We start from the raw sequence: 19,536 nt of genomic DNA, 5'->3' as shown, positions 1-19,536 counted from the left end.
CGACGATGAAAGAGGTCATCCGATTGGACAACATACGACGGGATTTCGTCGTCGGCGACGAGGTGGTGCACGCACTGCGCGGAATTTCGCTGACGATCACCGAAGGAGAGTTCGTGACGATCATGGGCACCTCGGGATCGGGAAAATCGACGCTGCTGAACACGCTCGGCTGCCTCGACACGCCTACCTCGGGCGAATACTACCTGGACGGAATCGCCGTGCGCTCGATGGACAAGAACGCCCGTGCCACACTGCGCAACCGCAAGATCGGTTTCGTCTTCCAGAACTACAATCTGCTGGCCAAAACTACGGCGCTGGAGAACGTCGAACTGCCGCTCATGTACAACTCGACCTACTCGGCCGCGCAGCGACGGGAACGAGCCGAACAGGCGCTTCGCAACGTCGGTCTGGGCGACCGCATGCTGCATAAGAGCAACCAGATGTCGGGCGGCCAGATGCAACGCGTGGCGATCGCGCGGGCACTGGTCAACGACCCCGCCGTCATCCTCGCGGACGAAGCGACGGGCAACCTCGACACCCGCACCAGCTTCGAAGTGCTGGTGCTCTTCCAGCAGCTCCACGCCCAGGGCCGCACGATCATCTTCGTAACGCACAACCCCGAAATCGCCCGTTACAGCAGCCGCAACGTAACCCTGCGCGACGGACACATCATAAGCGACGTCCGCAACGAAGAGATCCTGAGCGCTGCCGAAGCTCTGGCGAAACTGCCCGCAACCGACGACTAAAACAAACCATCCATCCGAACCCGAGCACGGAAACACGAGCAGACCATGAACCTCACGAATCTTTTCAAAATAGCCTTCAAAGCACTCAGCAACAACAAACTGCGCGGATTCCTCACCATGCTGGGCATCATCATCGGCGTGGGGTCGGTAATCACGATGCTGGCGATCGGACAGGGATCCAAACGGAGCATTCAGGCCCAGATCAGCGAAATGGGATCGAACATGATCATGATCCATCCCGGCGGCGACCGGCGGGGCGGTGTGCGGCTCGACGCGGCGGACATGGAGTCGCTCAAGCTCAAGGACTTGGAAGACATTCAGGCGCAGGCGCGCTATATCAGCTACATTTCGCCTTCGGTCAACAGTTCCGGGCAGGCCATCTTCGGTGCCAACAACACGCCGACGACCGTTTACGGTATCAGCCCCGAATACCTGGACATTCGGCGCTACAAAGTCGAGGACGGGGACATCTTCTCGGAACAGGACGTCAAGACCGCCGCCAAGGTATGTCTGGTGGGCAAATCGGTCGTGGACGAGCTTTTTCCGGACGGAGAAAGTCCTGTGGGCAAAGTGATCCGTTTCGGAAAGATTCCGCTACGCATCGTCGGCGTACTCGAGAGCAAGGGTTATAACAGTATGGGTATGGACCAGGACGACCTGATTCTGGCCCCCTACACCACAGTTCAGAAGCGAATCCTCGCCATCACCCACCTGCAATCGATCACCTGCTCGGCATTGAGCGAAGAATATACCGACCAGGCCATCGAGGAGATCACGCAAATCCTGCGGACCAACCACAAGCTCAAGGCGACCGACGAAGACGACTTCACGATCCGCTCCCAGCAGGAGCTTTCGTCGATGCTCACTTCGACGACCGACATGATGACCCTGCTGCTGGCGGCCGTGGCGGGCATTTCGCTGCTCGTGGGCGGCATCGGCATCATGAACATCATGTATGTCTCGGTGACCGAACGCACCCGGGAAATCGGCCTGCGCATGAGTATCGGAGCCAAAGGGCGCGATATTCTGGCGCAGTTCCTGATCGAATCGATCCTGATCAGCGTCACGGGCGGCGTGATCGGCATCCTCGTCGGCGTGGGCGCCGCCGTACTCGTCAATATCTTCGCGGCATTCCCGATCTATATCCAGCCCTGGAGCGTTTTCCTTTCGTTCGCCGTCTGCACCCTTACAGGCATCTTCTTCGGATGGTACCCGGCCCAGAAAGCCGCGATGCTCAACCCCATCGACGCACTGCGCTACGAATAACCGCTTTTCAGGATAAGATACCGACCCTATTTTTTCGGAAAACCGGCCGAATCCGAAACAGCCGTCGCCATACAGAAAAAGAAGCATGAAATACCCGGATAATTCCTATATTTGCAACAGGATGACATCCCTGCAATCCAGACATACGGGCTTCTGGCTCCACCTGGCGGCCTGGAGCGTGGTTTTCGGCCTTCCCCTCTTCGTACCGGGCGGCCGCGAACCCGTTATGAACATGCAGGAATACGTGCGGTTTCTGGTGGTTCCCCTCTCCTTCATGGCAGTATTTTACGTGAACTACCTCCTGCTGATCGACCGCTACCTTTTCACGCGGCATGTGGGGCGATTCCTGCTCGCTAATGCGCTGCTCGTGGCCGGAGTCATGCTACTCGTACACCTTTTCTTCCGCTTCGGAATACCGCCGCGCCCCCACCATCCGCCGATGGAGCGTCCGTGGCAGGATACGATGTTCTTCTTCCTGCGCAATGCCATGCTCTACCTGCTGGTAGTCGGAGTGAGCGTCGCCATCCGGATGACGGGACAGTGGTACCGGGCCGAAAACATCCGCAAGGACTTGGAGCGCAGCCGCTCCGAAGCGGAGCTGCAAAACCTCAAGAGCCAGCTCAACCCCCATTTCCTATTCAACACGCTCAACAACATCTATTCGCTCATCCAGCTCGATCCCGACCGGGCCCAGCAAACGGTGCACGACCTGAGCCGCCTGCTGCGGTACGTACTCTACGACAGCAGCCGGCCGACGGTACCTCTCAAGGCCGAAATGGACTTCCTGGGCAATTACATCGAGCTGATGCGCATCCGCCTGCCGCGCCATGTGCGGCTCGATGTTTCGCTGCCCGAAAATCCGTCGCATACCCTCGTGGCGCCGCTGCTCTTCATCTCGCTGGTCGAAAACGCTTTCAAGCACGGCGTAAGCAACGACCGCCCTTCGTTCATCGACATCGACATCCGGGAAGAGGAAGGAGTACTCGCCTGCCGGATCGAGAACAGCTTCTTCCCCAAATCGGAGGCCGACCGCAGCGGCTCGGGCATCGGGCTTGCGAACCTTTGCCGGCGGCTCGAAATGATCTATCCCGGGCGTTACGAAATGAAATACGGACAACACGGCGACACGTACGAAACCCTGCTCCGCATTAACCTGACCGACCGATGAAACTGACCTGCGCCATTATCGACGACGAGCCGCTGGCGGTCGAACTGCTCGAAAGCTACGTGCGGAAAACCCCCTTTCTGGAATTGAAGGGAGCTTACAACGGAGGCATCACGGCACTCGAGGCCCTGAAAACCGAACCGGTGGACCTGCTTTTCTGCGATATCCAGATGCCGGAACTCAGCGGCATGGAGCTCTCGCGGATGCTCCCGACCCGGACCCGGGTCGTCTTCACGACGGCTTTCGACCGATACGCCGTCGAAGGATTCCGCGTGGGTGCGGTGGACTACCTGCTCAAGCCGATCAGCTATGCCGACTTCCTGACGGCCGCCAACAAAGCCTTCGAATGGTTCGAACTCAAGCGCCGCAGCGTCGGCAAACCATCGCCTGCAGAAGCTGGGCCCGGAAGCATCTTCGTCAAGACCGAATACCGGCTTCGGCAGATCGAATTAGATAAAATCCTCTACATCGAAGGACTCAAGGACTACGTAAAGATTTACGTCGAAGACGAACCCCGCCCCGTGCTGTCGCTCATAAGCCTCAAGACGTTGGAAGAACAACTACCCGCCGAACGTTTCGTCCGGGTACACCGCTCCTACATCGTCCAACCCTCCAAAATCCGAATCATCGAGCGGGGCCGGATCGTCTTCGGCAAAACGTACATCCCCGTTTCAGACGGCTACAAGGAGGCTTTTTACGCATTTCTGGAAGCCCGCTCCCTAATGCCCAAAAGCGATAAATAAGCCTACCTCCACCCACGAAAAAAGGTCATCGTTTCCGCGATGACCTTTTCCGTACCGATCCCTTCGGATCAGCGCCGCCCGATATCTTCGTAAGTGGTCTGCAACATCGCCTTGCCCCACTCCAACCTTTCGGACTGCGGGCCGGTTTGAGAAAGCACCGTTTCGCCCGTATTGTCATAGACCGTTTCGCCGTCGGCGTCGATCACGCCGAACCCGTCGCTGAAACAGTAGTAACCAAACTTATGGGGCGGAGTCGCTCCGAAAATATTCTTGCTGTAATCGAATTCGTCGTGCGGAAGGCCCATCTGCGCCAGAAGCGTAGCGCAAATGTCGATTTGCGAGGCATACGTATCTACTGTTCGGGAGGCGGTCGCAAGTGCGCCTCCGAGCCAAATCATCGGAATCCGGTGTCGCAGCGGAGCGTTGTAGGCCAGATCGTACGGATAGGGGTAGCCGTGATCGGCGACCAGCACCACTAATAAATTGTCCCACACGGGCGACTCCCGCAGCCGGTCGATCAGACGTCCGATCTGTGCATCGGAGAAGGCCATGGCATTCAACAGCTTGTCATCGAATTTTGCGAACGGCACCTCGAACGGCTCATGGCTCGAAAGGGTCAGCAGACCCGCCAGAAACGGTTGTTCCTCTCTGCCCAGCGCTTCCACCTCGTCCCCGAAAAGATCGACCACCACGTCGTCGGCATAGCCCCATTTCGAAGTCGGGGCGTCGAGCTGCATATCCTTCTGCCAGATCAGCTCCTCCCAGCCGGTCGAATACATGAACGAAGCCTGGTTGGTGAAGTTCAGGTCGCCGCCGTACATGAATACCGAACGATAACCTTCCCGGCCGAGAGAACGGGCCAGCGAAGGCAGCGTGGCGCTTTTTCGCGGCAGCTTCATGATCGACATGGTCGTTTGGGCCGGAAATCCGCACAGGACGGCCACCTGTCCCCGGTCGGTACGGAACGAATTGGCGAAGAAGTTTTCGAACCAGACACCCTCCCGCTTGAAACGCTGCATGTTGGGCATCACAGGCTCGCCGTTCACCGTTTCGTCCATGATCGTTCGGCCGAAGCTCTCCAGCAGGATCAGTACGACGTTCGGCCGGTCGCTGCGCAGCAGTCGGGGCGTACCGGCATCGGCCCCGGGACGGTTGCCCCGCAACTCTTCGAAAAGAGTCTTCCGCCGCTCCTCTTCGAAGAACGGATAAGCCTCGGCATAGTTCTCATTGTCCCCGACCGAGGAGAGAAACGAAAAAACGGGGTTCGTCGCAGCGTGGTTCAGGAACATGTTCGAGCTGAAATAGACCTTGCTGACATTCGCCGTGGCGACCGTCACGCCACCCCGGATCGCCAGAAAAGTCAAGCCGCCGATCAGCAGCGCCGCAACCGTCGGGACGACCCGGCCCCGCAGGGGAACGGGTTCGACCCGGAAAAGCCGTAAAATCCACCGGTAACTCCAGATCATCGCCCCGGCATAGACCAGCATGATTAAAATCTGCCGCAGAACTTCGCCCCAACTGGCACTCGCAAGCGCCTCCCCAGGATCGGAAAGGTAGATCAGCACCGAACCGTCGAGCCGAAAGCCCCAATAGCCGTACAGGTTGAGATCGACGGCGAAGATCGCGGCCGTCACCAGTGCGATCAGCGAAAAATAGACCGTCAGAACGATCCGCCACACCCGCTGCGAAAGGGGAATCCAGAACGATGCCAGCACGACAAGTACCGGAAAAGCGGTGACGTAACCCGCCACCGTGCAATCGAGCGAGAGTCCGTGCCAAAGAACTCCGAGCCACTCCCCGAAAGAGGCCTCTGCTGCCCGGGCATGGTAGAAAAGCAGGAAAGCCGGCTTCTGCAACAGCATCCAACCTACTGTCGTACAGAAAACGGCCCCCAGAAACAACAGGCGTCGCACGTCAGATCTTCTCACCATAAGCCAGATCGCCCGCATCGCCGATACCCGGCACGATATAAGCCCGCGAAGTCAATTCCTCGTCCACCGCAGCACACCAGATCGTGGTCGTGCGCTTGGGCATATTCTTCTCCACATATTCGACCCCCTGTTCGCTGGCGATAACCGCCGCGACATGGGTATGCGCGGGCTGCCCGCCCCGTTCGCACAGCGCATTGTAGGCCAGCACGAGGGAAGAACCGGTAGCCAGCATGGGATCGACCAGCAGCAAAGTCTTGCCCTCCAGCTCGCCACACGAGATGTATTCGACCTTGACGGTAAACTTGCCGTCCTTGGTACTCTTGCGATAAGCCGAAACGAAAGCGTTCTGCGCGTCGTCGAAGTAGTTCAGGAATCCCTGATGGAAAGGAAGTCCCGCACGAAGGATCGTAGCGATCACGACCTGGTCGGAGATCATCGCTACCGAAGCCTCGCCCAGCGGAGTTTCGACCACTTTCACCGCATACTCGAACGTTTTCGATATTTCATAGGCCATGACCTCTCCGATACGCTCCAGATTACGGCGGAAACGCATCGAATCCTTCTGAATCGACTTGTCGCGGATTTCGGCGACAAACTTGTTGAGAATGGTGTTCTGACTGTTGAGAATGTGCAACATAAGGTTGTATTTATTTAACTTTTGTTTCAGGTCAATAGAGGAAGTTGTTGAATGGATAGCGGCCCGAATGGATTTCACGGACCATGCCGTACAGATCCGAACGCAGCTTCTCGATATTGATCTTCTCGACTGCCGAAATAAAGATGCAGGGCGTATTGGCCCGGGCGATCCAGCTCTGTTTCAGGTCTTCGAGCGAACGATTTTCACGTGTGGAAGGCGTCAGGTCGTCAGGCTCCTTCTCCACATAAGTATAAGCGTCCACCTTGTTGAAAACCAGATAAACCGGTTTATCCCCGGCACCGATATCCTGTAACGTCTGCTTCACCACGGCGATCTGGTCCTCGAACTGCGGATGCGAAATATCGACCACGTGCAGCAACAGGTCGGCTTCACGCACCTCGTCGAGGGTCGATTTGAACGACTCGATCAGTTCGGTCGGCAATTTGCGGATGAAACCCACGGTATCCGACAGCAGGAAAGGCAGGTTGTCGAAAACCACCTTTCGCACCGTCGTATCGAGCGTGGCGAAGAGTTTGTTTTCGGCGAACACCTCGCTTTTCGAAATCAGGTTCATCAGGGTCGATTTGCCGACGTTGGTATAACCCACCAACGCCACACGCACCATCGAACCCCGGTTCGATCGCTGGACAGCCATCTGACGGTCGATCTTTTGCAGATCCTCCTTGAGTTTGCTGATCCGGTTGCGGATGATTCGACGGTCCGTTTCGATCTCGCGCTCGCCGGCACCGCCGCGCGTTCCCGTGCCGCCCCGCTGCCGCTCCAGGTGCGTCCACATACCCGACAGACGCGGGAGCATATACTGGTAATTGGCCAACTGCACCTGGGTCTTGGCATAGGCCGTCTGCGCCCGCGACATGAAAATATCGAGAATCAGACGCGTGCGGTCGAGAATCCGGCAGGGCATGGCCGCCTCGATGTTGCGCGTCTGCGACGGAGAGAGTTCGTCGTCGAAAATCGCCACGTCGATCTCCTCCTCCTTGCAATAGGCAGCGATCTCCTCCAGTTTCCCCGGACCGACATAAATACGGGCCGACGGCTGCGGAAGGCGCTGCGTAAAACGACGGACACCTACGATACCGGCCGTTTCAGCCAAAAATTCCAATTCGGCGAGGTACTCTTCCGCCTGACGCGGATCCTGTTGATCCCGGATGACCGCGACCAGTACGGCCCGTTCGAACCCGGCCCCGGAAGCGGGTCGATCGTTCTTCGTTACAATCTCTTTATTCTTATTCTGTTCCAATCTGCCATACGATTTCTGCACGACTATGCGCCTTCGGAAAGACACATCTTCCTGCACGGTGAAAATAAGGGTATCCCGGCTTCACGCAGGATACCCTTATCAAATGTTTCAAACAAACCTTAATCCGAAATACGGAAATCGATCGGAATGACGAACTTCTGACGAACCGACTTGTTACGCTGCTTGGCGGCGGTCCATTTCGGAGAAGATTTGATAATACGTACCGCCTCGTCCGACAAGGTCCTGTCGGGGGTTCTCAACACCTCGATATTGGATACGGAACCGTCCGTATTCACCACGAACGAGATGGTTACCTTACCCTGGATGCCGTTTTCCTGAGCGATCGCGGGGTATTTCACACGCTGCTGCACCCAGTTGCGGAAAGTACCTTCGTCGCCGCCCATGAAAGACGCTTTCTCCTCCACGACGATGAAAATCTCCTCTTCGAAGACCTCCTCGGTCTGAACGGGAGCCACCTCGATCGCCTGGTTCACATCAAACTCCGCAAAATCGATCTCCGTTTCGATCTTGGTATCGTTGGTTACGACTTCCAGCATGTCGCTCACGACGGCCATATCGACTTTCTTGGGAGCTTCGGGCGGCTTCTGGTCCTCGCGGGTAACCTCGACAATTTCCACTTCGACGGGAGCATAGCCAAGATCGACTTTCTCGATACGATGTTCCTTCGGAGTCACGGCGAATGCACCAATAACAAGTACCAACGCCACGACCAAACCGATTTCAAGGAAAAGACCCCGTTTGTTCTCCAGGTCGGCTTTCGGTGATTTCTTAATTTCCATTATTGTTCCTGTTTATTGTTATCCTTTCAAGTGACCCGAAGGCACACTAACTACCGACAAATATAGGGATAAAAAATCAAAAACAGCGCTTTCGGTCTGAAAAATCTTTATTTTTGACTAATTTTGTTCCCGAAAACTCCCTCACGACCGCTTTCCATGCCCCGACACGAATATCTTTACGGACAAACCCTGCCCCAATTGGAAGCTCTCTGCAACCGGTTGGAGATGCCCCGTTTCGCGGCGAAACAGATCGCACGCTGGCTTTACGACAAGCACGCGACAACGATCGAGGCGATGAGCGATCTATCCGCCCGGCACCGGGCCCTGCTCGCCGAAACGTACGAAGTCGGACTCACCGCTCCCGAAAAAGTCAGCATTTCGACCGACGGCACGAAAAAATACCTCTATCGTACCTCGCAGAACCATTTCATCGAATCGGCCTACATCCCCGACGGTGACCGGGCGACGCTCTGCATCTCGTCGCAGGCGGGCTGCCGTATGGGCTGCCGTTTCTGCGCAACTGGACGACAGGGGCTCCAGCACTCCCTTTCGACGAACGAAATCCTCAACCAGATCGAGTCGCTGCCCGAACGGGAACGGCTCACCAACGTCGTTTTCATGGGCATGGGCGAACCGCTCGACAACCTGGACAGTCTGCTGCCGGCGCTCGAAGTCCTCACTTCGGCGTGGGGATTCGGCTGGTCGCCCACACGAATCACGGTTTCGACCGCCGGTGTAGCCTCCCGGCTCGAACGATTTCTGGAGGCGACCCAGGTGCATCTGGCCGTGAGCCTGCACAACCCCTTTCCGCACGAACGGGCCGAAATCATGCCCATAGAGAAGGCATGGCCGATCCGCGAAGTCGTGGAAATCCTGCGCCGATACGATTTCACGCACCAGCGGCGGGTATCGTTCGAATACATCGTCATGAGCGGCCTGAACGACTCTCCGCGTCACATCCGCGAGCTATGCCGCCTGCTGGACGGCATCAAGTGCCGGATCAACCTGATCCGTTTCCATAAAATTCCCGGATCGCCTTATTTCTCCCCCGACGACCGGGCCATGATCGCGTTCCGTGATGCTCTGACCGCCAAAGGCATACACACGACCATCCGCACCTCTCGCGGCGAAGATATCCAAGCGGCCTGCGGCCTGTTGAGTACGGCGCAGAACGAGGCGGCACAATTTTAGCAGCACCCGTTTCGTTATTCTTAATAAAATACGAAAATGAAAAAAATTCTTTTTACCCTTTTACTCGTGCTGGGCATCAGCGCCGCAGCCGACGCGCAGGTACGGTTCCTGGACTCTTCGACCGATGCGGTCCGCAAAGAGGCCATCGCTCAAGACAAATTGGTTTTCATCGATTTATACGCCACCTGGTGCGGCCCCTGCAAGGCGATGGAGCGCGACGTCTTCTCGAAAAAGGAGGTGGGCGACTTTATGGACGAATATTTCGTCGCGGCCAAGTACGACATCGACAAACCGACCGGGAAAGCCCTGGCAGGCAAACACGGCATACGGTCGATCCCGACCTACCTCGTATTCAATACCGAGGGCGACCTGCTGGGCAAGATAACAGGATCCATGCCGGCCGAAGAGTTTACCGCCGCCCTTCGGAAGATCATCGCCGAAACCGGGAAGAAATAGCGACCGGCGGATGTAATAAAGAACGGAAACGATTCCTGTATGAGGATCGTTTCCGTTCTCCTTTTCCTTCGTGCTCTGAATACGACTTGACATCAGATTATTCTGTTTCATGTCCCGAAATTTTGCTTGCAACGGACGTTGCGCCGCTGTTCCCGGCGACAGGTACAGTCAAGTTTCCTCGGAGATAATTTCCCCATACAGACAACCCCCGGCAGCAATTAATATTACCTGAAGTTACCTGTTCCCGCCGGTCCGATTGATCGGGCTACAGTATAAGGTCGGCTATAGTCCCGTTTTCGGCGGATAGTCGATCGAAGTCGATTTTGTACGTCCGTCGGTGGTGGTCATCGTGAGCGTCAATCGGTGATGTTGCTCCGACGCAGGCTCGGCAAGCGGTTCGATTTCGATCGGCCGCAAATTCTTCCGGCCGTCCCACGGATTCTTCGGATTGAAAGGGATCATCTGCAAATGTTCCGGCCCGATCCGATCCATCCTCTCGCGGCAAAGAAGCGGGGCCCCGTATTCATCCCTCTGTTTCCAACTCCGCACCGATACCCGGAACAGGTCGTCGAGCGGTTTGCCGGCCGGATGCTCCTCATCCCAGTCGGCATCGCTCGTGATATGCATCGAAGTGAAATTATCGGCAAGGGCAATCTGATCGCCGAAATACAGACCGGGAGGCGTGCCGCCCTCGTACGCACCGATTTCATCCCCGTTTCTTTTTGCGATTTCGAGATATTTCGCCTTGTTTTCGGGAGTCCAGAACTCTTGCCGGCCAAGATTGTATTTCTCCATATCCGGATTATAATACTCTTCGGTGTCGGCCCAGTCTATGTAAAGCGTATTCGATTTGCCGTCCGTCGCAGCGGTCCGGGGAATATAGTCCAGCTTCATATCTCCTTCCACGTAACGGGCTATCAAATAAGTAGGTCCGATGACAGGTCCTCCGATCGGCTCTTCCTTTTCCGAACATCCGCATAAAAACGGCAGCAACAATAGCAATAAACTCTTTTTCATGGCTCTTCTATCTTGTTAAATCGTACGTGACTGCACGCAGGTTATTCTTTCGCATTGACCTGCGGCCGGCAAGTGAGCGAGGCGGTCTTGACCTCCCCCTCGACGGTGGTCCATTCGACAGTGAGCGTGTGAATGGGATCAATGGTCGGGGTCTTTGTGAAATAGATAATCACATAGTCACGTATCATCTGCATATCGTCGGCTTTCAAATCCTCGACGAGCATCTGTACATTGTTGCCGCCCCCTGTTTCGTATCCGCTACGGATATAATCGGCGTAGGACCAAAATTCGGCCCACAGGATATCGTCCAGCAATGTCCCCGCCGGATGCTCTTCATCCCAGTCGGCATTGCTGGTAATATGCATTGTCTGAAAATTATCGGCAAAAGCAGAGGGGTACTCCCAAAACTCGAGCCAGCGGTTATAACCGACGTCCCCGTTGCGAATCGCCAGGCGTTCGAACTCCTGAGGGTCGCTTTCGGGGGAAATCCACTCGCAATCGGTCAATTCTATCCAAAAATTGCGTATGGGGGTTTGCGGGTCTGCCGGGATTTGCGGGGGGGGGCGGTCCGGACTTCGGGACAGCAATACCAAATCCCCCTGACAATAGTTTTGGATGTAGTTCTCGCAAAACCTCAACTCCGGACCTTCATGTTTGTTGCAGGAGTTCAGTGTCAGGAGTGAGAACAACAATAATATCAAGTTTTTTCGTGTCATAATCATACGTTTTTTAAGGACAATTGGTGTAAGTGACTATCAATTCCATATCGTAATACTTGTCGCTGGACGAACTCGTGTCCTCACCGTCATAACCGGCCTCCGGTCCGTTGCGCAGATCGAAAGCTCCGTAGTAATAATACCCGTTGGCTGTCCCTCCCCATCCGAAATTGCAATGGATCAAACGTTTGTCTAGAGCGTCTTTCTTGCGAAACAGGACTGGAGCGGCAAGAATTTTAGCCCGTATTGAAGTTCGACCTTATATTATGCTGTTCCTGTCGGCTATTTATTGCAACGCAGGATCGACCTCCGGCGTGCAGGTGACCGAGGCAGTCTTGACATCGCCCTCGACGGTCGTCCAGCGAAGTGTCAATGTATGCTCTTTTTCGAGCGTCGGGGCGCTGGTGAAAACAATCACGGGATATAATGTATCAGTGGAAAAATCGTTGACTTCACAACAGTAAATCATTTCCATATCCGCAGGCGTCAGCTCCGACATTAACTTTTTAATTACAGACAAATACTTCCTTTTGGATAGAAACGTATTGTCGTTTTTCCCGGGATATCCTTCGTGAATAAAATTGGCATAGGAATAAAGTCGCACAAGTAGAATATCATCCAGCAGACTACCGGCAGGATGCTCTTCGTCCCAATCGGCATTACTCACAACATGCAGCTCTCGGAAGTTATTAGCAAAAGCAGGGGTGCGAAGACAGAGATGGTCCGGAACCCATTGATTGAATGACGTATCATCGTTGCGTGTTGCTAATCGCAGAAACTCTTCCGGATCGGAGAACGAATCACACATGTTATTGTGTGAGTAATTCGGAGTTATGACAAATCCTGTTTGTAAATTTTGTGGCGGAACGGTAGGTTGTGTTCCAAAATACCCGGTTTGGAGCATTGGTAATTCTAAACCTCCGCTGTAATAAACTTCGATAAAGCATTGTCGAAATGAAGGGGCAGAAGATGTTTCGTGTTCGTTACATCCGCAGCACAACGGGATTATCAATAACAGGCAGATTATTTTTCCAATATTCATAATACTAACGTATAAGTAAATATACTTAAATCTTTGTAATATCTAGAAGCTGGAGTACCGGCATCCGAATCTTCCGGCATAACCGGACCTTTGCTCAAATCGAATATTCCATCGTAATAATATCCGTCTGCAACTCCTTCCCACCCGAAATTGCAATGGACAAGAGTTTGTCCGAAAGGTCCTCTTTGAGAAACAGTACCATTACGGTAATATGTTTTTATGTATCTTGTACGATAGAGCCATCCATCCAAATTCCAAAAATGTGCCTTTTTTTCGCCATTCTCTATATGAACTCCCCTCATAATGGTTGCTTTTTGTTGGTCATGTAACATATTTCGCACACAACTGTTCTTATATGTTTCGTAAGTGACATTTTTGGAGGGCATACGGATTAAAAAACCTTGTAAATCATAAGCATATGCCATGCTCTCTTCCAAGCCATATTCAGTGTCAATATCTATTCCCACAGCAGCGATTAGCATAGCCACTGCGTAACCTTCAGGACTTGGCATTCCATTTATTCCTGAAGATACAAGTTTTGGACTCAATATGGTTCGTCTTATCAAAGTCCAATCGATCGCAGTTTTTCCTATTGATTTCGGAGCGTATCCATAATTCCAATAATTCGATACCATTACTTGTGCGGCAGCAATGGCTCCGCAACCAGCAACAGGAGATTGTCCATGGACCAAAGGACAACAAACATTATACGGTGCCCCCTGCCCCCATTTTACCGGAATCAGCGGTCCTATCCTTTCTTGAACAACGAACGGAGTGTATTCCTCTCTTAAAACATTGCCTCCTAAATCCCCCGTGTGACGCCCGTCGTCGCTCATAGGTGCGACTCCTCCATCAGCATCTATATCGGCATTTTCGATTCCAATGATCGCGGCCTGTGCAACCATTTGCAGGGGGAATACCAATTCACCGTCCGCTTCGGCCTGCTCGGGAGTAACCGTTACGGCATACCGGAAATCTTCGGTCGTGAGGCTTCCTTCATCGACAACCGCATAGACCGGCTCCAACCGGTCGTCGGCCCCCAGAATGGCATAGCCCGCCTCGTTCTCGAAATTGACGATGTAGAGCAGATCCTCCACGTCGGCCGTGGCTTCGCTGCGGGTGACAGCGCCATCTTCCGCGGGAGTATCGATCTCTTCGAGGACGGATTGCAACTCTTCGAGAGCCTGTTCGACAGGGACTGCATGCGGATTTTCAGCAGTCGGAGGGTTTTCACCGAAAGGCCCCGGCTCCGCGCCCGGATCGGCCGTACAGCCAGCCACAGTCAGAACCCGAAAAATAGCGAAAAAAGTCCGAAATGTTTCATAACGGATTAATTTCAGGGTTTTCGGTCGAACCCTGTTCCGAGAGTTCTGAAAATTCCCGGAACAGGGCCGGAAGAAGTTTTCCTCCTGATCCGAAATTAAACATTTCTTTGTTGATTACCAAATAAAATACAATTTTATTTGCAATCAAATAAAACAAACCGCATTCGGGCTTCGTCGCGCACGTCGCGGTGGAAGATGCCCTTGACAGTCGCCGCCGTATCTTCCCGGCCCCGTTATTTCGCACTGCCGTAATGCCAGGTGACCGCCTGCCGGATGTCGGGATGGAGCGATTTGCCGACGGGACAGGTTTCGGCCGCGCCTTGCAGGATTTTCTTGTCTTTGTCGCTGTAATCGCCCGGCAGGTAGAAATCGAGCCGGATCTCGGCGATGCGGCGCGGTTCGGCGGCCATGACTTTCTGGATCTCCACACGCGTTCCCTTCAGGTCGATTTCGAGCCGACGAGCGGCTATCCCCATCAGGGTCAGCATACAACTTCCCAGAGCTGCAGCAACCATGTCCGTCGGAGAGATGTATTCGCCTTTGCCGTTGTTGTCGGTCGGAGCGTCAGTGATAACCCGGTTACCGGACTGGACGTGCGTGATTTCGGTCCGCAGATCGCCCAGATACAAAGTTTGAATCGTAGCCATTTCCTAAAATTTTTAAGTGAATGTTTCCTGATAAAGATAGTGAAATGTGAGGGCAATCGTGCGGACTTGCACCCAAAAGATTGCCAAACCGAATCCTATCTTCTGCAAAGATAGGGAAAGCCGAGAGAAAAATGGAAACTTGGGCCCAGTTTTCCGAGGCGCATCCTATCTAAGACTATGTCAAAGATGGGGAAAAGTGAGTGACAAGCCAAACTTGATCAGCATTTCTCCTCCTTGCGCGGCGAAATCCACGAGAGCCTTCTGCATCCGCTCCGATCGTCGGTCGGTCGAGCCAGCCCGAGCCGCATCTTGTAAAACCATCGTTTTTCGGAAAGTCCGGAAGACAGGTCCGCCATACCTGAAATTCCGTTCCGCCCGTTCCGCGTCCTCTCCGATCCGGGCAGCGACGGACAGCGGCACGCCCGGACCGGATATTTGCCCGGACCGGGAGACCGAAAGCGAAATAAATTTCGTACATTTGTCCTCCATAAGGACTTATGCTCGAAAAACTCGCAAAACAGACCGCCATATACGGCATCAGTACGATCGTCGTACGATTCCTGAACTACCTGCTGACACCCTATTTCACCCGGGTGTTCGACCCGGGCATTTACGGGATCACCGTGGACGTATATGCCCTGATTCCATTCGCTCTCGTGATCCTGACGATGGGAATGGAGTCGGGATACTTCCGTTTTGCAGCCAAAGCCGACGAAGCGGGCGGCGACGTGACGGCCGCCAAACGGCGATTGTTCGCTACCACATGGGGCATCACTTCCCTGGCAGCCCTGCTTTTTTTCGGGCTGGTAACCCTCTTCCGCACGACGGTTTCCGAGTGGATGGGAGCGGATTACGCCGCAAACCCCGACTTCGTAGTATGGGTCGCGGCGATCATTTTCCTCGACGTTTGCACGGCGATTCCCTTTGCACGCCTGCGGGAACAGGGACGGGCCCTGACCTATGTCGGGTTCAAGGCCTTCAGCGTCGTAATTACGGTAGTTTTGGCAGTGGCCTTCGGTCTTGCCGGCTTTTACGAAACATCGTTCGGCGTAGGCTGGGTCTTCGTGGGCAACCTGATCGCCAGCCTGCTCACCCTATTGGCAATTCTCACCACGACGAACCGCACTCTGCCCCGTATCGACGGCAAGTTGCTGCGGCGGGTGCTCGTCTATTCACTGCCGCTGATGGTCAGCGGCATCGCAGGCACGGCCAACGAATTCATATACCCCCAGATGATCAAGTACCTCGTACCGGAAGGTGCGATGGGCGAAGTGGGTATTTACGGAGCGATCGTCAAAATCGGTATGGTGCTCATGCTTTTCGTGCAGATGTACCGGTTGGCCGCCGAACCCTTCTTCCTGGCCGATTATAAAAAATCGGACTTTTTGCAGATGAATGCCGCAGCACTTAAATACTACGTACTGGTGTCGATGTTCATATTCCTGGGAATCGCTTTTTTCCGGGATCTTTTCGGACTCATCGTCGGCAAGGATTTCCGCGAAGGAATCGGCATTTTACCGGTGGTGTTGGGTGCGAACGTCCTCAACGGCGTATGGCTCAATCTGTCGTTCTGGTACAAACGGGAGGAGCGAACCTCGCTGGCTATCGTGGTTACCTTTGTGGGCCTGATATTTACGATCGGATGCAGCCTTTCATTTATTCCCCGCTGGGGATACTACGGAGCAGCCTGGGCCCGTTTAGTCAGCGAAGCGGCGATGGTTGCGGTAAGTTTTTGGCTCAACCGCCGTTTTTATCCCATGCCTTACCAGACCGGACGGATTTTGGGATATGTGGCGTTGGCGCTGGTTCTATACGGCGTGAGTGTCGTCGTGGATGACCAAGTCGCTCCGGCTGTACCCAGATATGCTTGCTACGCGGCCTTGTTGCTGCTCTACTTTTACTATGCCGTGCGGCGGGAGAAGATCGACCTTCGGGCACTGGTCCGTTCCGCAATGCACCGGGGGCACAAATAGCAACGAAAGATGAGTGAAAAATTGATTATATTGCTGCTCAGCGGCACGCTGCTCATGACCGGAGTCATGGCCCTTTCGTGGGAACCCGGCCGCGATCGCACGCTGACGCTGGGACTGGTTCTGGTGGCGATGCTATGCATCGCGGTCCGGCAGCGGCTCCGGCGGATGCAGCGGAACAGGGAGTAAAATGCGGTTTTCGGAGGTCATCGGTCAGCGGGAGCTGAAACGTCATCTGGTGCGCGGGGTCGATGCCGGACGGGTGAGCCATGCCCAGCTCTTCACGGGACGTCCCGGAGCCGGGGCTCTTCCGCTGGCATTGGCTTATGTACAGTACCTCAACTGTACGAACCGCCGCGACGGTGATTCGTGCGGCGAATGTCCCAACTGCCGGCAGATCGCCGGTCTGGCGCACCCCGACCTGCACTTCGTCTTCCCGGTCAATAAACAGGGCAAAAAATCGGGAGAAGCGGTTTTGAGCGATGACTTCATGCCGCTCTGGCGGCAGGTCGTCAGCGAGCGAAACGGTTATTTCTCGCCGCAGGAGTGGTACGACCGCCTCGACCTGGGCCGGACTCTCAAAGGGGCGATTTCGGCCCGCGAAGCCGACGGTATCATCCGCAAGCTCTCGTTCAAGAGCTTTGCCGCCAAGTACAAGTGCGTGATCGTATGGCTTCCGGAAACGATGAACGAGGAGGCGGCCAACAAGATTCTGAAAATTCTCGAAGAGCCGTGGGAAAAGACGCTCTTCGTGCTGGTGAGCGAGCGTCCCGACTTGTTGCTGCCCACGATTCTGTCACGAACGCAGGAGGTGGTCGTACCCCGGCTGACCGATGAAGAGGTTCGTGCGGAGCTCGAACGCCGTGGGGAGCGCGATCCGGAGAAAATTCGTACCTTTACCCGGCTGGCTGCGGGCGACCTGATCGAACTGGAGCATCTGCTGCGCGGCGAAGGGGACGAACTCCGCAAAGACGATTTCGAATTTTTCTGTTCGCTCATGCGGTTGAGCTACAACGACAAGCACCTCGAATTGATGGCCTGGGCCGAAGAGGTCGCCCAACTTTCGCGGGAGCAGCAGCGGGCTTTCCTGACCAATGCGGTGCGTCTTTTGCGGGAGAGCTACCTGCTGCATGCGGGACTGGGCGAAATCTCCTGCCTGTGGGGTGAGGAGGCGAAGTTCTGCCGCAATTTCGCGCCGTTCATCGGAAACCAGAACATCGAATCGCTGGTCGCGGAGGCCGAATCGGCGATGGCCCAGATCCGGCAAAACGGGAACCCGACCATCGTGTTCACCCATTTCGCATTGAGCGTGAGTAAGATGATTAAAAAATTGTAGTTATGGCAAGAGCGATCATACTGACCGGAGGAAACGTGGGCGACGTAAAGACCCGCCTGCAAAACGCACAGCGGCTGATCAACCAGCACGCCGGACCCGTCATGCGCTGTTCGCACCGTTACAAGAGCCGAGCATGGGGTTTCGATGCCGAAGAGGAGTTTTCCAACCAGGTCCTCGAGGTGGATACCGACCTGATGCCCGAACAGTTGCTCGACGCTTTACAGGCGATCGAGCGGGAACTGGGGCGCGACCGCGAGGCAGAACAGTCGCTCAAACAAAGGACCGGAGCCCGATATACGTCGCGCCCGATCGACATCGACATACTCTTCTACGACGACCGCGTGATTCGCACCGAGCGGCTGACCGTTCCCCATCCGTTGATCCAGGAGCGCGAATTCGTGCTCGTCCCCCTGTGCGAATGGATGCGCGACTACCGCCATCCGGTGTTGGGGAAAACGGTCGGAGAGCTGCTCGAAGAGCTGAAAAATCGGAATGAAACCCATGAAAAAGCATAAGTTCAAGATACTGACTTTCGTCGCGGTGGCCGCAGCCCTGGCGGGGACGGGATGTTTCAAGTCGATCGGTTACGAAACATTCTACGTGCTCCGGCCCTGGGCGCAGGAAGGTACCGTCAAGACCCCCATCCCCCGGGAAGATATGCTGGCCTATGCCTTCGACGCGGACACAACCGAATGGAGCGTGCTCTCTTACGAGGACGCCGTGGCCGGAATAATCACCTCCCGGAGAACCGGCGAGAAGTTGCGGCCGATCGCCCAGGGCGAGCCATACGAGATCGACGGCAACGAAAACTGGCTGGCGATGCAGCTCAACGGCCCCCGGTTTCTCATCCTGGCCGTGGACCAGTCGAATCGGCTTTACGGATTCACCGAGCAGGCCATCGGGGAGAATCTTCCGCAGATGCACGTGAGCGTAACCTTTTACCCGAAAGAAAAAGGCAGACGTTTCCTGAAGGGCAAGTGGATCATGTGCAACGACTTTTATACGGAACCCGAGCCGGAACCGGATCCTGATCCTGAAAATCCCGACACGCCCGATAACCCGGACAATCCGGGAACGGAAGACCCGAATCCCGACGATCCCGGTACGCCTGACGACCCGGATACCCCTGAAAATCCGGATACCCCGGACACACCAGCTCCGGACGATCCCGATACGCCCGAAAATCCCGACACCCCGGAAAACCCGGATGTGCCCGATAATCCGAATCCGGACACTCCCGACGAACCGGCAGTTTCCGGCGCCCGCTCGTCCTTGTTTCGATAACAG

21 protein-coding genes are annotated in these 19,536 nt (G+C 55.1%); 11 read left to right on the top strand and 10 right to left on the bottom strand.

Annotation, left to right across the window (positions count from 1 at the left end; genetic code table 11):
* Window positions 1-5 precede the first annotated feature (5 nt).
* The 4 genes from ALIPUT_RS03265 to ALIPUT_RS03250 all read left to right on the top strand — a co-directional run bounded on the left by ALIPUT_RS03265 (window position 6) and on the right by ALIPUT_RS03250 (window position 3,920).
* Window positions 6-746: an ABC transporter ATP-binding protein gene (locus ALIPUT_RS03265; protein WP_004328257.1), complete on the top strand. Its 741-nt coding sequence runs from the start codon at window positions 6-8 to the stop codon at window positions 744-746.
* A 45-nt stretch (window positions 747-791) separates the two neighbouring features.
* Complete coding sequence (locus tag ALIPUT_RS03260) at window positions 792-2,012, top strand: ABC transporter permease (RefSeq protein ID WP_004328256.1); 1,221 nt, start codon at window positions 792-794, stop codon at window positions 2,010-2,012.
* Window positions 2,013-2,133: 121 nt separating this feature from the next.
* Window positions 2,134-3,180 (top strand): sensor histidine kinase, encoded by a 1,047-nt coding sequence (locus ALIPUT_RS03255; RefSeq protein WP_050751471.1) that lies wholly within the window; start codon window positions 2,134-2,136, stop codon window positions 3,178-3,180.
* Window positions 3,177-3,920 (top strand): LytR/AlgR family response regulator transcription factor, encoded by a 744-nt coding sequence (locus ALIPUT_RS03250; RefSeq protein ID WP_004328254.1) that lies wholly within the window; start codon window positions 3,177-3,179, stop codon window positions 3,918-3,920. The genes ALIPUT_RS03255 and ALIPUT_RS03250 overlap by 4 nt, the downstream gene beginning before the upstream one ends.
* 68 nt (window positions 3,921-3,988) lie before the next feature.
* On the opposite strand, the gene ALIPUT_RS03245 is transcribed toward ALIPUT_RS03250, so the two are convergent.
* From ALIPUT_RS03245 to ALIPUT_RS03230, 4 genes are all read right to left on the bottom strand, one after another.
* Window positions 3,989-5,851, bottom strand: coding sequence for an LTA synthase family protein (locus tag ALIPUT_RS03245; RefSeq protein ID WP_147554513.1), 1,863 nt, complete (start codon window positions 5,849-5,851; stop codon window positions 3,989-3,991).
* Window positions 5,835-6,488, bottom strand: a complete 654-nt coding sequence (upp, locus tag ALIPUT_RS03240; RefSeq protein ID WP_004328252.1) for a uracil phosphoribosyltransferase — start codon at window positions 6,486-6,488, stop codon at window positions 5,835-5,837. The genes ALIPUT_RS03245 and upp overlap by 17 nt, the downstream gene beginning before the upstream one ends.
* 31 nt (window positions 6,489-6,519) lie before the next feature.
* Window positions 6,520-7,749 carry a GTPase HflX gene (gene hflX / locus ALIPUT_RS03235; RefSeq protein ID WP_040293151.1) on the bottom strand — a complete coding sequence of 410 codons (1,230 nt, stop codon included), beginning with the start codon at window positions 7,747-7,749 and terminating at the stop codon, window positions 6,520-6,522.
* 119 nt (window positions 7,750-7,868) lie between these two features.
* A complete protein-coding gene (locus ALIPUT_RS03230) occupies window positions 7,869-8,549 on the bottom strand; it encodes an energy transducer TonB (RefSeq protein ID WP_004328250.1) in 681 nt (226 codons plus the stop codon).
* A gap of 156 nt (window positions 8,550-8,705) precedes the next feature.
* Here ALIPUT_RS03230 and rlmN point away from each other — a divergent pair, with 156 nt between their 5' ends.
* Together rlmN and ALIPUT_RS03220 are read left to right on the top strand one after the other, a co-directional pair.
* Entirely contained in the window at window positions 8,706-9,740 is a 1,035-nt protein-coding gene (gene rlmN / locus ALIPUT_RS03225; RefSeq protein WP_004328249.1) for a dual-specificity RNA methyltransferase RlmN, read from the top strand.
* 36 nt (window positions 9,741-9,776) lie between these two features.
* The gene (locus tag ALIPUT_RS03220) at window positions 9,777-10,196 is read left to right on the top strand and encodes a thioredoxin family protein (protein WP_004328248.1); all 420 of its coding nucleotides are present in this window, start codon (window positions 9,777-9,779) and stop codon (window positions 10,194-10,196) included.
* 282 nt (window positions 10,197-10,478) lie between these two features.
* On the opposite strand, the gene ALIPUT_RS03215 is transcribed toward ALIPUT_RS03220, so the two are convergent.
* The 6 genes from ALIPUT_RS03215 to ALIPUT_RS03195 form a co-directional block, all read right to left on the bottom strand.
* Window positions 10,479-11,213, bottom strand: a complete 735-nt coding sequence (locus ALIPUT_RS03215; RefSeq protein ID WP_004328247.1) for a hypothetical protein — start codon at window positions 11,211-11,213, stop codon at window positions 10,479-10,481.
* A 41-nt stretch (window positions 11,214-11,254) separates the two neighbouring features.
* Window positions 11,255-11,929, bottom strand: coding sequence for a hypothetical protein (locus ALIPUT_RS03210; RefSeq protein ID WP_147554512.1), 675 nt, complete (start codon window positions 11,927-11,929; stop codon window positions 11,255-11,257).
* 13 nt (window positions 11,930-11,942) lie between these two features.
* A complete protein-coding gene (locus ALIPUT_RS12695; RefSeq protein WP_004328245.1) occupies window positions 11,943-12,113 on the bottom strand; it encodes a hypothetical protein in 171 nt (56 codons plus the stop codon).
* A 102-nt stretch (window positions 12,114-12,215) separates the two neighbouring features.
* The gene (locus ALIPUT_RS03205) at window positions 12,216-12,971 is read right to left on the bottom strand and encodes a hypothetical protein (protein ID WP_147554510.1); all 756 of its coding nucleotides are present in this window, start codon (window positions 12,969-12,971) and stop codon (window positions 12,216-12,218) included.
* The gene (locus tag ALIPUT_RS03200) at window positions 12,968-14,251 is read right to left on the bottom strand and encodes a C10 family peptidase (RefSeq protein ID WP_004328243.1); all 1,284 of its coding nucleotides are present in this window, start codon (window positions 14,249-14,251) and stop codon (window positions 12,968-12,970) included. The genes ALIPUT_RS03205 and ALIPUT_RS03200 overlap by 4 nt, the downstream gene beginning before the upstream one ends.
* A 278-nt stretch (window positions 14,252-14,529) precedes the next feature.
* The gene (locus ALIPUT_RS03195) at window positions 14,530-14,943 is read right to left on the bottom strand and encodes an OsmC family protein (protein WP_004328241.1); all 414 of its coding nucleotides are present in this window, start codon (window positions 14,941-14,943) and stop codon (window positions 14,530-14,532) included.
* Between the two features lie 497 nt (window positions 14,944-15,440).
* Between ALIPUT_RS03195 and ALIPUT_RS03185 the strand changes: the two genes are divergently transcribed.
* From ALIPUT_RS03185 to ALIPUT_RS12965, 5 genes are read left to right on the top strand one after another with little or no spacing between them, the layout of a single operon-like run.
* A complete protein-coding gene (locus ALIPUT_RS03185; RefSeq protein ID WP_004328239.1) occupies window positions 15,441-16,916 on the top strand; it encodes a lipopolysaccharide biosynthesis protein in 1,476 nt (491 codons plus the stop codon).
* Between the two features lie 9 nt (window positions 16,917-16,925).
* Entirely contained in the window at window positions 16,926-17,102 is a 177-nt protein-coding gene (locus ALIPUT_RS12690) for a hypothetical protein (protein WP_004328238.1), read from the top strand.
* A gap of 1 nt (window position 17,103) precedes the next feature.
* A complete protein-coding gene (locus tag ALIPUT_RS03180) occupies window positions 17,104-18,249 on the top strand; it encodes a DNA polymerase III subunit (RefSeq protein WP_004328237.1) in 1,146 nt (381 codons plus the stop codon).
* A gap of 2 nt (window positions 18,250-18,251) precedes the next feature.
* Window positions 18,252-18,764, top strand: coding sequence for a 2-amino-4-hydroxy-6-hydroxymethyldihydropteridine diphosphokinase (gene folK, locus ALIPUT_RS03175; protein ID WP_004328236.1), 513 nt, complete (start codon window positions 18,252-18,254; stop codon window positions 18,762-18,764).
* Window positions 18,742-19,533 carry a hypothetical protein gene (locus tag ALIPUT_RS12965; protein ID WP_231290533.1) on the top strand — a complete coding sequence of 264 codons (792 nt, stop codon included), beginning with the start codon at window positions 18,742-18,744 and terminating at the stop codon, window positions 19,531-19,533. The genes folK and ALIPUT_RS12965 overlap by 23 nt, the downstream gene beginning before the upstream one ends.
* Window positions 19,534-19,536 lie beyond the last annotated feature (3 nt).

Origin of the sequence: Alistipes putredinis DSM 17216 (assembly GCF_000154465.1) — a bacterium.
GTDB lineage: Bacteria > Bacteroidota > Bacteroidia > Bacteroidales > Rikenellaceae > Alistipes > Alistipes putredinis.
Note: the sequence above shows the minus strand (reverse complement) of the source record. Positions and strands in the feature narration are given on the sequence as shown.